The following is a 13,961-nucleotide window of genomic DNA, read 5'->3' as shown; positions in this document are numbered from 1 at the left end:
ACAAGTCGAATTTCAGGCTGCTACGCGAGCCACGACTTGATGTTCGCTTGCATCGCGCCGGTCGAGATCCCGTAGCGCTCGTGCAGCGTCGGCAACGCGCCCGCGGCGAGGTACGCATCCGGCAGCGCGATCTGGCGGAACGGGACGGCAACGCCGGCCCCGATCAACGCAGTCGCCACCGCTTCGCCGAGCCCGCCGATCACCGTATGGTTCTCGGCGACGATCACCATGCGTCCCTTGCGCGCCGCCTCTCGAACGATGGTCGCCGTATCGAGCGGCTTGATCGTCGGCACGTGCAGCACGGCCACATCGACGCGGTCCGCTTCAAGCGCCTTCGCAACCTCGAGCGCGCGCATCGTCATGATCCCGGACGAGATCAGCAGCACGTCGTTGCCGTCGCGCAGCAGCTTGGCCTTGCCGAGTTCGAAACGGTAATCGTATTCATCGAGCACGGCCGGCACGTTTCCACGCAGCAGGCGTGCGTATACCGGCCCCTTGTGCGCAGCAATGGCCGGCACCATCTGCTCGATATCCAGCGCGTCGCACGGGTCGATCACCGTCATGTTCGGCATCGCACGCATCAGCGCCAGATCTTCGGCGGCCTGGTGGCTCGGCCCGTAGCCGGTCGTCAGTCCCGGCAACGCGCACACCAGCTTCACATCGAGATTGTCCTCGGCAATCGCCTGATGAATGAAGTCGTATGCACGGCGTGTGGCGAATACCGCATAGGTCGTGACGAACGGTTGCGCACCTTCGTGCGCGAACCCGGCGGCCGCGCCCATCAGCAACTGCTCGGCCATGCCCATCTGGTAGTAACGCTCCGGGAATTCCTTCGCGAAGATGTGCAGGTCGGTGTACTTTCCGAGATCGGCGGTCATTCCGATCACATTGCTGCTCGTCCGCGCGAGCTTCGCGAGCGCATGGCCGAACGGCGCGGGACGCGTAGTCTGCCCTTCTGCCGCGATGGACGCGATCATCGCGGAAGTCTTCAGGCGCGGCTTGTTGTCGGCGGTGCTCATGCGTGTCTCCCTGCTTCGAGTGCGTCGAGCGCGAGTTTCCACTCGTGCGCATCGACGCGGATGAAATGGCTCTTCTCGCGTGCTTCGAGGAACGGCACGCCGCGCCCCATCTTCGTGTCGCAGACGATGATCCGCGGCTGCGGCTTGTCATGTCGGCGCGCGTTGTCGAACGCGCGCTTTACCGCGTCGATATCGTTGCCGTCGACACGCTGCGTATACCAGCCGAACGCTTCGAGCTTGTCGACCAGCGGCTCGAACGCCATGACTTGCGTCGACGGGCCATCGGCCTGCTGGTTGTTCACGTCGACGATCGCGATCAGGTTGTCGAGCTTCCAGTGCGCGGCCGACATGAGCCCTTCCCAGATCGCGCCTTCGTCGAGCTCGCCGTCCGAGAAAAGCGTATAGACGAAGGCATCCGAACCCTTGCGCTTGAGGCCGAGACAACGGCCGACCGCGATCGTCAGGCCCTGCCCGAGCGAACCGCCGGACATCTCCATGCCCGGCGTGTAGCTCGCCATCCCCGACATCGGCAGACGACTGTCGTCGCTGCCGTAGGTTTCGAGTTCCTCGGCCGGCAGGATGCCGGCTTCGAACAGCGCCGCGTACAGCGCGATCGCGTAGTGGCCGTTCGACAGCAGGAAGCGGTCGCGCCCTTCCCACTCGGGATCGTCGGGGCGATAGCGCATCGCGCCGAAATACGCGACGGCCAGCACGTCGGCAATGTCGAGCGCCTGGCCGACATAGCCCTGCCCCTGGACTTCGCCCATCAGCACGGCGTTTCTTCGGATGCGGTACGCGCGCTCGGCGAGCGTGACCGCTTCATGGATGGTTTCGGTATCCATCGATAGCTCCAGTATTGAGTCGGAAGGAATGCAAATCGAATCAGCGGTTGACGGATCGGGGCACCAGGAACACCAGCAGAGCGCCGATCGTGATCGCGACGGAGATGAAGAGCAGTCCCGCAGTGGACTTGCCGGTCAGGTCGTTCAGCCAGCCGACGATCGCCGGCGAGAAGAAGCCCGCGAGATTGGCAAAGCAGTTGACCGCGGCGATGCCCGCCGCCGCCGACATTCCGCCCAGCAGGGCCGTGGGCAGCGACCAGAACTGCGACGACGACGCGAGAATGCCGGCGGACGCAATGCTCAGGCACACGATCGACGCGCTGACGCTGCCGAGCGTCGGCAAAGTCGCGAAGCCCGCCGCCGCGATCAGCATCGGCACCGCGAGATGGAAGCGGCGCTCGCGGCGGCGATCCGCGCTCATGCCGATCAGCGGCAGCGCGATGATGGCGCACGCATACGGGATCGCGGTGAACAGGCCCACCCACAGCGGATCGGCGACTCCGGCCTTGCGAATGATCGTGGGCAGCCAGAACGTGAGGCCGTACTGACCGAGCACGACGCAGAAGTAGATCGCGGCCATCAGCCACAGGCGGCGGTCGGCGACGAACGTGCGAATCGAAAGGTGGGAAGTCGTGTGCTCGGCGTCGGCCGATACGTTGCGCGCCAGCAAGGCTTTTTCGGCATCGGTCAGCCATTTCGCGCCGGCAATGCCGTCGTCGAGATACATCAGGATCGCAAAGCCCAGCACGAACGAAGGCAGCGCCTCGAGCAGGAACAACCACTTCCAGCCCGCCATCGACATCGCGCCGTGCAGCGAATGCATGATCGCGCCCGACAGCGGCCCGCCGATGATCCCGGCCAGCGGAATCGCCATGAAGAACAGCGACAGCGCCTTCGCGCGGCGCGCCGACGGGAACCAGTACGTGAGGTACAGGATCACGCCCGGTGCAAAGCCCGCTTCGGCGACGCCGAGCAGAAACCGCAGCACATAGAACGCGACGGGTGACTTGACGAACACGAAGCTCGCCGAAATGACTGCCCACGTCAGCATGATGCGGGCGAGCCAGCGGCGCGCGCCGACGCGATGCAGGATCAGGTTGCTCGGCACTTCGAACAGAAAGTAGCCGAGAAAGAAAATCCCTGCACCCATGCCATACACCGTCTCGCTGAAACGCAGGTCGTTGAGCATCTGCAGTTTCGCGAATCCGACGTTGACGCGGTCGAGATAGGCGCCCAGGTAGCACAACATCAGGAACGGGATCAGCCGTCGCGCCACCTTCGCGTAGGTGGCCGCTTCAAACGTCTGCGCATCGTCCCGTTGCAGCATCTCGCCCGGAACCGGCGGTGCGGGGTACTTTGCTCTCATCTTTGTCTCCTGCCATGGCCCCGGGTTGTCCCGGGTGCATGATGGGCGGCGCCGCGCGTTCGCGGCACCGTTTCAGTGGATCAGCATCCCGCCATTGACGTCGAGCGTGATGCCCGTCAGGTAGCTCGACAGGTCGCTCAGCAGGAACAGGCATGCGTTGGCAACATCGGCGGCATCGCCGAGGCGGCCGAGCGGAATGCCCTTGATGATCTCCTCGCGCATGTCGGGCGTCAGCTTGTCGCCGGTGATGTCGGTCTGGATCAGGCCCGGCGTGATCGAATTGATGCGGATATGGTCGGCGCCGAATTCGCGCGCCATCGCCTTCGCGAGGCCGAGCACGCCGGCCTTCGCGGCGCTGTAGTGCGGGCCGCCGAAGATGCCGCCGCCGCGTTGCGCGGACACCGACGACATGCACACGATGCTGCCGCCGCGCTGCTCCTTCATCGCCGGCAGCACCGCTTGCGACATGTACAGCGTGCCGCGCAGGTTCACGTCGACGATCGTGTCGAAGTCGCGCCCGGAAATGTCCATCGTGCGCACGGGCTGCGTGACGCCGGCGTTGTTCACGAGGCCGTCGATGCGACCATAACGCTCCAGCGTCGCGCGGGCCGCGGCCACGCACGCGTCGCGGTCGGTCACGTCGCATGCCAGGCCGAGGTGGTCCGTCCCGAGTTCGGCGGCGGCCGCCTCGGCGTCTTCGCGGCGAAGGTCGAGAATCACAACCCGTGCGCCGTGTGCAGCCAGCGTGCGGGCCGTGGCCTTGCCGATACCGCGCGGCGATGCGGCACCTGTCACGATGATGGTCTTGTTGTCGAGCAACATCGGTCGTCTCCAGTTGTTGATGTGTGTCCAGAGTGTCGGCTCACCGGACACCCGCATCAACGCGGAAACGCTCAGCCATAGTTGAGAAAATTTCAGATGACGCCGCACGGCGCGCCGCGGGTGCTGCAACGCAATATCGCGTGCGGACCGGAGGGCGTGGCGCTCAGCCGGGCCGCCCGTAAGCCGCGACCTCCCGCTCGATCCACGCAAGGAAGCGCTTCACGCGAGGCAGTTCCGCGTTCTGCCGCGGGTAAACGAGGTGATGCGCGCCGACTTCGACCGCATGAGTGTCGTCGAACACCGGAACCAGCAGCCCTTCGCGGATCTTCACCGACGCGAGCATCAGGCTTTCGAGCGCGATGCCCAGGCCCAGCGCGGCGGTTTCGAGCGACATGTATGACCGGTCGAATGAAAAATCGAAGGTCTTCTGAGCCGCGAGCGATACGCCGGCTCGACCGAACCACTGCTTCCACTGGACCAACGGCGTTTCGGAATAGATCAGCCGATGCGCGAGCAGTTCTTCCGGCGCCTTCACCGGATGCCGTTCTAGATATTGCGGCGAAGCGAGCGGTGCAATGAACTCGCCGCGCACCGTCCTGACCTCGAGGTTGTCCCAGTTGCCGTAGCCGTGCCGGACATCGATATCGTAGAAGCCGTTCGAGAACGACACGTTTTCGTAAGAACACGCGAGGTTCAGCTGGATATCGCCGTTCGCCTCCTGAAACGACGACAGCCGTGGCAGCAGCCACATCAACCCGAAGCTCGGGCTCGAATGCACGCGCAGGATATCGACTTCGGTGCGGCTCGACGCGCGCTCGGTTGCGCGGCTCAGGTCGGCCAGCGAGCCGGTGACGTCCGCCAGGTAGCGCTCGCCGGTCGGCGTGAGGACGAGTCCACGCCCCGATCGCTGGAACAACGGCTGACCGATCAGCGATTCGAGGTTGCTGAGCTGGTGGCTCACGGCGGACGCGGTCAGGCCGAGCTCGTCCGCTGCGCGATTCACGCTCTTGGTCCGGGCCACGCTTTCGAACGCGATGATTGCCTTTAGTGGTGGGATGCGCATGTTGGAATCCGTTGAGGAGGTCTACTCGCCCGACTGGCCGGCGTCGACATGAACGTCGAACGGTTTGTCCGAGCAAAGGCGATTCAGCACAGGCATCAATTCTAGAGCGCCGGTCAATCCGGGCTCCTGCCGCCCCCTCCTTGCCGACGAAACGCGCTTCCACGCCGCTTCGCATGACGAGATCAAAACGCTCACGCAAATATGGAGCACGGTGGACTCGCATGCCCTGACGTGGTGGCCGCGAAGAGGCCGACCGTCTGGTGGAACGTCGCTTTCGGAAGGGAATCTCGGGGAAACCTGGGGCACCGCCGAGCTGGGGTAGATCTAACCGGGAAATTGCGCAGGTATCAAAGGGCCCCCCTGCTACATACCATAGCGATATACCTTCGCCCTCTCCGAAGTATCGAACATCACGATGGAGACCAGCAAGCCGCGCCCGCCCGCTCGCACCCCGTAGAGACAGTTATGGTGAGCGGAGAAGTACCTGGTTGAGACGGCCACGCGCGACGCGTTATTGCAACGTGTCGCGCGCGACCTGCTGCCGGATGCCTGGCCTGCGATGTGCGTGGTTCATCTTTTCGCGGTTCGCGAACCCGCAGTGGAGGTATGAATCCAGTGCCACCATTCATGGTGGTCCAGATTTCTAAGCAATTCCGCGCGACGGTGCTCGCGGCGATAGCGGTTCATTGCGGCAATTGCCGCAAACGCCAGCACCAACGCACCGACCATGAACCCGACCCATGCTCCGCTCATAGCAGCCTCCGTCATTTTCGGCCCACTCCGGATCACTCAACGAATTCGCGAGACCGCTTTCAGGACAGCGCGGCCCTCTGCGGTAACCTGGACACGCCGACAACCCGATGCCGGCTGCTCAAGGGCGATCAGGCGATGCGCGATGAGCGTGACGAGTTCGTCGCGATCCAGTTCGATCTGATCTGGCGCATCCCAAACGATCATTAAAGTAGTAATTTCGTGCGGACTTAGCATGGCCTGCATGGAATGTTCGTATCGGACAATTGGATTGTGTATACATGCGCGAACGCATGCCTCCCGCTTTCAACGCAACGAGGTGCTCGAGAGTTGGTAACGGCCCCACCATTTCCTGCGACGATTCAATGCGAGATTTAGTGCGCACATTCTAACGCGCTCGCATCCATTTCCGGTCGTCCGCCTCGTAGGGGGATGCCCTGATTCGGAAACGTTATCGTTGATATAAATCAAGCAAGCATGACAAATGGTGTGAATATATAAATCCACCCATATTTCATATAATCAATCCAATCGGTCATTTTTTGAAGCTGTCAAATAATGCAGGTCGCTGTTTTTCTAGAAACATTCTTCCTAATTCATTCAAAATCCTCACATTCGCTGTATCTCCGGAGAGAAACGGCCAGCGCATCGACATCGCCTTGATAGCTTGAAATGACATCCGCCCGCTCCGGAAATCGTTCGCGTTGCAACGATAATGTCTCCACGGCTGCGGCATGACGCCTGACAAGCTGCCCGCGCGTCACCCATTCGTCATTTCCGCCGGTGCAGGACTTGATGTGCTTCAACACGCCGTCGCCGAGCGCCTTCAGCGGCGCGTGCCCATTGATGAATTCCGCGTAGTGTCCGGAGAAAAACCGCTCCCACTCGTTCCCCTCCGAGTCGCGCCGAAACGCGAGGACATGCCCGCCTAGATCGACCAGGTAGCGATAGGACAAATTCTCATGCGCGTCGGGTGAAGTCAGCTCGGCAGCCCTGTTCGCTCGATGGAATCTGTCGGCGAGCGACCCGGCACCATCGGACAGATGCGCTGCAAGGAAAAACTGGGCCGCGCCGGAGGGGCAGCCGTTCTGAGGAATGACGAACGTTACATGGCTGCCGTGCTGCAATGCGAACGTGTAAGTCGCGAGTATGCTCATTACGATTTCCTCTTGATCCTCATGAAGACGATCGGCAGCGGGACGCTACTTCCCGGCTCACTCGTCGGCGGGCGCAATCTCAGTAGCAAGCGATATGCCATCGCGATGCATTCGATTCGCATGGCGATACGAACCGCCGGAATACACGGAAAGTCGTCGTGAGCGGATGAAAATGTTTCAGCGTTGATACGTTTCGCACGGCTCAAGCGCCTGAGCACGTCGCTCGCCCTTGTCTGAAACATCCGGGTCGACACAGGCGGTCCACCTTCCCGATCCCATTGGGCTCGCCCATTTTCCGATTCGCCTGCCCGGTTGCAACGCTGAAACAGATCGGCTGGCGGGTCGAAGCGCATTCGGGAACACGAATTGCGCCATCGTTTCGGTGAAGCCCAACCCCGGGGGTGAAAGATGCGCAACGGCCATACCGTCGGCAAGGTGGCCGCGTGGCTCGCCATTGTCGTTGCCCTGACGATTGCCGCGCTGTTCGTCTTCATCGCGACGTTCGACTGGAACCGCGCGCGCCCTTGGGTCGACGACAAGGTATCGGACGCGATCGGCCGGCAGTTCGCCATCAACGGCGACCTGCGTGTCGGATGGCACCGGCCCGAGAGCGAGCATGGCTGGCGCGCCTGGGTGCCGTGGCCGCGATTCAGCGCCCGCGATGTCACGATCGCCAACCCGGACTGGGCGCGCGCGAAGCACTTCGCCACGCTCGACGCGATCAGCTTCGAAGTCGAGGCGCTGCCGCTGCTCGCGCACCGCATCGTGATTCCGGCCATCGACCTCGTCAATCCGTCCGTCGACCTCGAACGCCTCGCGGACGGGCGCGTCAACTGGACGTTCCAGCTCAAGAATGCCGATCATCCGGGCAAGTGGACGCTCGACCTGCACGACATCGCGTTCGCCACCGGCAAGCTCCGCTACTACGACCAACAGAAACAGTTCGACCTGAGCGGTGTGATCGACACGCTCGGCAAGCCGATTGCGTTCGGCGACGCGTTGAGGCAGCAGGCGGCGCTGGCGCGCAGCGAATCGGCGCAGGCCGTCGGCCCGGAGGGCCAAAAGAAACTCGCGGCACAGGTACACCAAGGTGCGGCACGATCCCCGGCGCCCGTGTCGGGTATCGAAGCGGCATCCCGCGCATCGGCAGCGGCGTCGCAAGCGGTCGCCGCGGCGTCGCAAGCGTCGGCCGCGATATCCACTACCGCGATCGCTCCGGCAGCATCGGCTGCGTCGAGTGCGTCTGCGACAGCAGCTTCGCACGCGACGGCCCCGGCGGCGTCCGGCGCGTCGGCAGGCGCCGCGCCCGCGGTGTCCGTAAGCGCGGGCGATTACACGATCGGATGGACCGTCGACGGAACCTACAAGAAAGGGCACGTCACCGGCAACGGCAAGATCGGAAACGTGCTGGGGCTGCAAGGCGTTCAGCGCCCGTTTCCGGTCCAGGCCAGTTTGCGTTTCGGCGATACGAAGCTGGCGCTCGTCGGCACGCTGACCGATCCGGCACACCTGGCGGCGGTCGACCTGCGACTGTGGCTCGCGGGCACCAGCATGGCGCACCTGTACGACGTCACCGGCATCACGCTGCCCGAGACCCCGCCCTATGCGACCGACGGACGGCTGATCGGGCAATTCCGCGCGTCCGGCAATGTCTTCAAGTACGAGGACTTCACGGGGCGTGTCGGCGGCAGCGATCTCACCGGCACGCTGGTGTACGTTTCGCGCGAACCGAGGCCGCTCCTGTCGGGCACGCTGGTGTCGAAGGTGCTGCGGTTCGCCGACCTTGCGCCGCTCATCGGCGCCGACACGAATGCCAGCAAGGCGCGCCGCGGCGCGGCGGTCGCGCAGCCCGCGAACAAGGCACTGCCGGTCGAGGCGTTCCGCACGGAGCGCTGGAAGAAGATCGACGCCGACGTCCGGTTCACCGGGCAGCGCATCATCAAGTCCCCGAGCTTGCCGATCACCGATCTGAAGACCCACGTCGTCATGCAGGACGGCGTGCTGACGCTCAACCCGCTGAACTTCGGCGTCGCGGGCGGCACGCTGGCGTCGAACATCCACCTGGACGGCAGTGGCACGCCGCTCAAGGGGCGGTTCACGCTGCAGGCGCGGCACCTGAAGCTGAAGCGGCTATTCCCGACGTTCACGGTCATGCAGACGGCGCTCGGCGAAGTGAACGGCGATGCCGCGCTGTCGGCCACCGGCAACTCGCCGGCGGCGCTCGCCGCAACCTCCAACGGAGAAGTGAAGACGCTGGTCACGGACGGCACCGTGAGCCTGGTGCTGATGGAAGCGGCCGGGTTGAACGTCGCGAACGTGGTGTATGAAAAACTGTTCGGCGATCGCGACGTGAAGATCAACTGCGCGGCGGCCGATTTCGTGGTCACCAATGGCGTGCTCGACTCGCGCGTATTCGCGCTCGACACCGAAGATGCGGTGATCGGCATGAACGGTAACGTGAACCTGCGGGATGAGACCATGAACCTGACGATCCATCCGCATACCAAGGGGTTCCGGGTGGTATCGCTGCGCTCGCCGCTGTACGTCACCGGCACCTTCAAGCAGCCTCACGTGGGCGTGAAGCCGGGGGCGCTCATCGCGCGCGGCGGGGCGGCGGTGGCGCTTGGCCTGCTGAATCCGCTCGCGAGTTTGCTCGCATTGCTCCAGCCGGGCCGCAATCAGCCGCTGCCGTGCAAGCAGATGCTGGCCGACATGGAGCAGCGCCCGACCGCGCCGCCACCGGGAGTACGAAAGGAGAAAAAGGCTGCACCGGCGTATATGAATGCGCCGCCGCCGGCTTCACGGGCTCACGCGCCGGCGGCTGTCGAACCCGAGCAAGCGACGCGCGCGGGCCGAACCGCCTCTCCTGGCCGGTAAGGCCGCAGTATTCGGGTTCGGACGGGGACGTCGGCCCGCTGCGTCGAGCAATGCCGGCATGCGAGCGTAAGGGCCCGGTCGAGCCGTACCACGACCGATCCGCGAGCGGCGTGCCTGCCTGCGGTTGCAATCGGGAGTTCGCGGAGACGATCTTCTAGCAGGCGGCAGGCAGCCGGATCGTCTACCTCGCCGCTGAGCCAGCCGGTGCGCACAACGAAGCGGTCATCGTGCTCGATGGCTTACCGGTAAAGACGGTCGCCGGCCTGAAAGGGCGCACGGTCGCATTCGCGCGCGGGTCGAGTTCGAACTACATGATCGTCGCCGCGCTCGACAAGGTCGGGCTGAGCGATGCGGACATCAAGCCCGCGTTCGTGTCTCCGGCCGATGCACGCGCAGCGTTCGTGGGCGGCAAAGTCGGCGCGTGGGTCATCCGCGATCCGTATCTGGCGCCGGCTGGCCTCACGGCGCTGTTCGACCGCTTCGGCATCACGCCCGCGCGCGAGCGCGTCGTCCGGACTTCCGCCGACGCCGAGCAGCCTGCGCGCGATCTAGACAGTCGCGTCGTGCTCAAACTGCTGTCGAACCGCATCACGCACAAGAGCGATATCGGCGGCGTGGCGGTCGGCCTGGCGGCAGACGAGATCGGCGCGCGGCTCACGCGCATGCGCTGCGACGTCGAGGCCGCGACCGGCTTCGCGCCTGACACATTCCTCGTGCAGGAAATGGTCTCGAGCGGTGTCGAGATGATCGTCGGCCTGCATCGCGACCAGCTCGGCACGGCGATCCTGCCGGGCATGGGCGGCGTGACCGCGGAGATTCTGAACGATACGGTGCTGCGCATGCTGCCGACCGACGCACTGTTGTCGCATCGGGACGCGTGCGAGATGATTCGCGAGCTTCGCACGTGGCCGCTGCTCGACGGCTATCGCGGCCGTCCGAGAGCGGATGTCGACGCGCTCGCTGCCGCGCTCGTGGCGTTCTCGCGGATGGTGCTTCAACTCGGCGAGCGGCTCGTCGAAGCCGAGATCAATCCGCTGTTCGTGCTCGACTCCGGCCGGGGTGTACGTGCGGCCGACGGCGTCGCCGTGCTTGCTTGCCGCGGGGTAGCCGCCGCGAGTGCACACCGAGCCCGCTCGATACATGCGCACAGCGCTTCGGCGATCGCGTCGACCGGTACGCCGGGCCCGAAAGTCGCCGCGACACCCTTCGTCTTCAGGTGTTGCGCGTCCGCAGCGGGAAAGATTCCGCCCAACACCACGGGAATCGCGGCACCATGTAACGCCAGTTCGTCGAGCAGCCCCTCGACGAGTTCGACGTGAGCCCCCGACAACGACGAAATCCCCACGACATCGGCACCGTGCGCCCGCACGGCCGCCGCCACCGATGCGGGTTGCTGAAAAAGCGGCAGGCGGACGACGTCGAATCCGGCGTCCTCGAGCGCGGCTGCGACGACGACCGCACCGCGATCGTGTCCGTCCTGGCCGAGCTTGGCGATCACGATGCGCGGCCTGCGTCCCACGCGTTCGGCCAGCCGGTCGACGCAGCCCTTCGCCGACCGCCATGCAGCGTCGCCTCGCCGCTGTTCACCGTAGGAGCCCTCGCCGCCCGCTTCCACCGCCGCGACATGCCGCGGCCATACCGATTCCAGCGCGCGGGTACATTCGCCGACGGTCGCACGTGCCCGCATGCAGTCGATCGCCAGTGCCAGCAGGTTGCCGTCACCGTCGCGCGCCGCGTCGGCCAGCCGCTGCAACGCCATCGCGACCCGCGCCGGATCGCGCGCTGCCTTGACGGTTGCGATTCGCCGCGCCTGCACGGCGCGAACATGACGGCCGTCTATCTCGCGCACCATGCAGTCGCCCGTCGACTCGTCCGCGACGAAGCGGTTCACGCCGACCACGATCCGGCGCCCGGAATCGACCTGCGCCTGCGTCGCAGCCGCGGTACACAGCAATCGCCGCTTTACCCAGCCGGACTCGATCGCTGCGATCACTCCGCCCTGCGCATCGATGGCTGCCAGTTCGGCGCGCACGCGTGTCGCGATGCCGTCCGTCAAAGACTCCATCATGTAAGAACCGGCCCACGGATCGACCGTGTCGCACAGTCCCGTTTCATGCTGAAGAATCAGCTGCGTGTTGCGTGCGAGGCGCGCCGCCGCCGCGGAAGGCAACGCAAGCGCTTCGTCATACGCATTCGTATGCAGCGATTGCGTGCCGCCGAACACCGCGGCCATCGCCTGCGCCGTCACGCGAACGATGTTGTTTTCCGGCTCCTGTGCCGTCAACGACCAGCCCGATGTCTGGCAATGCATGCGGAGCGCACACGCCCGGGGCGACCGCGCACCGCACGCGTGCGCGATCTCCGCCCACAGCAGACGAGCCGCGCGCAACTTGGCAATTTCCGTATAGAAATCGCTGCCGACGCCGAAGAAGAAGCTCAGACGGGAGCAGGCTTCATCTGGAGGCATGCCCCGTGAGACCAGCATGTCGATATACGCGCGCGCGTTCGACAGCGTCAACGCGAGTTCAAGCACGGCGTCGGCGCCTGCCTCCTGGAAGTGATATCCCGATACCGACAGCACATTGAAACGAGGCGCATGCCGCGCCAGCCACAACGCGACGTCGGCGGCGATCCGCATCGACGGTTCCGGCCCGAAGATACATGTATTGCGAACCATGTACTCCTTCAGGATGTCGTTCTGAATCGTCCCGCCGATCCGGGCGGGCGGCACGCCCTGCTCCTCGGCGGCCACGACGAACGCCGCCATGATCGGCAAGACCGCGCCATTCATCGTCATCGACACGGTCGTACGATCGAGCGAAATGCCATCGAACAGTCGCACCATGTCCTCGATCGTATCGATCGCGACGCCGGCAAGGCCGACATCGGCCCGCGCATCGGCGCAATCCGAATCGTAGCCTCGCTGCGTCGCCAGGTCGAATGCCACCGACAGCCCCTGCGCGCCCTGCTCGAGCGCCGTGCGAAACGCGAGATTGGAATCCGCTGCATCCGCGTGCCCCGTGTATTGCCGGATCGTCCATGGGCGATCGGTATACATCGACGCGTACGGCCCGCGCACATAGGGCCACGCTCCGGGCATGCCGCCTAGATGGGCGATGCCTTCGAGATCGCTCTGCGTGTAGAGTTTTCCGAGCGGCACCGTGCGCGCGCCTCGACCGTTCAGCGCGACGCTCTCCACGTCGTTGCGCGGCTCCATGAATGCAGCTTCTTTCATGTCCGTCTCCAGCGCTTTTGCGTGATCACATCGGCAATCTTGGTCCCGTCGCTGCCGCGCACGATTTCGCTCCAGTGCAGCAGCCCACCGGCATCGGCCCGTGTGCGCGCAAAACGCACGGTCAACGAATCGCCGATGTCGAGATTGCCGTGAAAGTACAGTTGACGCGCCGCCAGCACCGGCGCGTTCTCGAAGCGGTGATGCTGCCATTCCGCGCGGTCGACAAACGCCTGAAAGCTGGCGAAGTAAAGCAGGTCTGCGCCGTTGAAATCCATGTTCGGGCAAGGCAGAAACGAGACGCTAGCACCACCACTCTCCGCGAGGCCGGCAAGCGCCGGCACGATCGATGTATCCCGCACCCGTAACCGCTTCGCGTGTTCCGCCATCGACAGCGCATCGGCCGGCACCGGACCGGTGCCACCATCGACGCCACTCATTCGCGCCTTCGCCACCGAGCGGTTGCTGCCGGCGTGTTCGCGCGTGACGAACGCCGACATCATCCGCACGATACCGACTTCGTCGTCGCCTCGCCGGACCCGCTGTTCGCTGAAATGGCGAATCGGGCCGACCCTGTGAAGCGCGACATGAAGCGTGAATGTGTCGTTCTCGCGAATCCCGTGACGGCGGTTCATGTCGACACGTACCGCAACGAACGATGCATAGGCACGCCGCCCCTCATCGTCGAAGAACTCGGGGACGTCGCGGCCGCTATGCGCGGCCAGCGCGTCCCAGTGACGCTGCCCGCACTCCTTGAGCAGCCAGTTCTCCGCGATCCCCGTGTGCGCGAGTTGCGGCATGCCGGCCCGATAGCGATGAATGGCGCTATGCAT

Annotated in this window: 11 protein-coding genes and 2 pseudogenes; 3 read left to right on the top strand and 10 right to left on the bottom strand. The window is 64.6% G+C overall.

The annotated features are described in order from the left end of the window. Window positions 1-20 precede the first annotated feature (20 nt). The 8 genes from DM992_RS36755 to DM992_RS36720 all read right to left on the bottom strand — a co-directional run bounded on the left by DM992_RS36755 (window position 21) and on the right by DM992_RS36720 (window position 7,019). Window positions 21-1,019, bottom strand: a complete 999-nt coding sequence (locus DM992_RS36755) for a transketolase family protein (RefSeq protein ID WP_111021076.1) — start codon at window positions 1,017-1,019, stop codon at window positions 21-23. After that, window positions 1,016-1,861 (bottom strand): transketolase, encoded by an 846-nt coding sequence (locus tag DM992_RS36750; protein ID WP_111021075.1) that lies wholly within the window; start codon window positions 1,859-1,861, stop codon window positions 1,016-1,018. Before DM992_RS36750 ends, DM992_RS36755 begins: the two co-directional genes overlap by 4 nt. Window positions 1,862-1,901: 40 nt before the next feature. Next, a complete protein-coding gene (locus DM992_RS36745; RefSeq protein ID WP_111021074.1) occupies window positions 1,902-3,227 on the bottom strand; it encodes an MFS transporter in 1,326 nt (441 codons plus the stop codon). A 72-nt stretch (window positions 3,228-3,299) separates the two neighbouring features. After that, window positions 3,300-4,049 carry an SDR family NAD(P)-dependent oxidoreductase gene (locus DM992_RS36740; protein ID WP_111021073.1) on the bottom strand — a complete coding sequence of 250 codons (750 nt, stop codon included), beginning with the start codon at window positions 4,047-4,049 and terminating at the stop codon, window positions 3,300-3,302. Window positions 4,050-4,212: 163 nt separating this feature from the next. Beyond that, on the bottom strand, window positions 4,213-5,112 hold the full coding sequence (locus DM992_RS36735; protein WP_111021072.1) for a LysR substrate-binding domain-containing protein: 900 nt from the start codon (window positions 5,110-5,112) through the stop codon (window positions 4,213-4,215). A 570-nt stretch (window positions 5,113-5,682) separates the two neighbouring features. Beyond that, entirely contained in the window at window positions 5,683-5,865 is a 183-nt protein-coding gene (locus DM992_RS36730; RefSeq protein ID WP_111021632.1) for a hypothetical protein, read from the bottom strand. Between the two features lie 36 nt (window positions 5,866-5,901). Continuing rightward, window positions 5,902-6,099 carry a hypothetical protein gene (locus DM992_RS36725; protein WP_162631855.1) on the bottom strand — a complete coding sequence of 66 codons (198 nt, stop codon included), beginning with the start codon at window positions 6,097-6,099 and terminating at the stop codon, window positions 5,902-5,904. Window positions 6,100-6,458: 359 nt separating this feature from the next. Then, window positions 6,459-7,019 carry a hypothetical protein gene (locus DM992_RS36720; RefSeq protein WP_111021070.1) on the bottom strand — a complete coding sequence of 187 codons (561 nt, stop codon included), beginning with the start codon at window positions 7,017-7,019 and terminating at the stop codon, window positions 6,459-6,461. 408 nt (window positions 7,020-7,427) lie between these two features. On the opposite strand from DM992_RS36720, the gene DM992_RS36710 reads away from it, so the two are divergent. The 3 genes and pseudogenes from DM992_RS36710 to DM992_RS42495 all read left to right on the top strand — a co-directional run. After that, a complete protein-coding gene (locus DM992_RS36710; protein ID WP_111021068.1) occupies window positions 7,428-9,896 on the top strand; it encodes an AsmA family protein in 2,469 nt (822 codons plus the stop codon). A 176-nt stretch (window positions 9,897-10,072) separates the two neighbouring features. Beyond that, window positions 10,073-10,312: pseudogene (locus DM992_RS43455) on the top strand (ABC transporter substrate-binding protein); the annotation flags it as partial. 48 nt (window positions 10,313-10,360) lie between these two features. Further along, window positions 10,361-10,990 (top strand): annotated as a pseudogene (locus DM992_RS42495) (acetate--CoA ligase family protein); the annotation flags it as partial. Here DM992_RS42495 and scpA read toward each other — a convergent pair. Both scpA and DM992_RS36695 read right to left on the bottom strand, forming a co-directional pair. Further along, window positions 10,891-13,131, bottom strand: a complete 2,241-nt coding sequence (gene scpA / locus DM992_RS36700; RefSeq protein WP_239511477.1) for a methylmalonyl-CoA mutase — start codon at window positions 13,129-13,131, stop codon at window positions 10,891-10,893. The pseudogene DM992_RS42495 and the gene scpA overlap by 100 nt on opposite strands. Continuing rightward, a complete protein-coding gene (locus DM992_RS36695) occupies window positions 13,128-13,961 on the bottom strand; it encodes a Pnap_2097 family protein (protein ID WP_111021066.1) in 834 nt (277 codons plus the stop codon). The genes scpA and DM992_RS36695 overlap by 4 nt, the downstream gene beginning before the upstream one ends.

The sequence above is a fragment of the Burkholderia sp. JP2-270 genome, from assembly GCF_003233675.1.
GTDB lineage: Bacteria > Pseudomonadota > Gammaproteobacteria > Burkholderiales > Burkholderiaceae > Burkholderia > Burkholderia pyrrocinia_C.
This window is presented reverse-complemented; position numbering and strand designations above follow the sequence as displayed.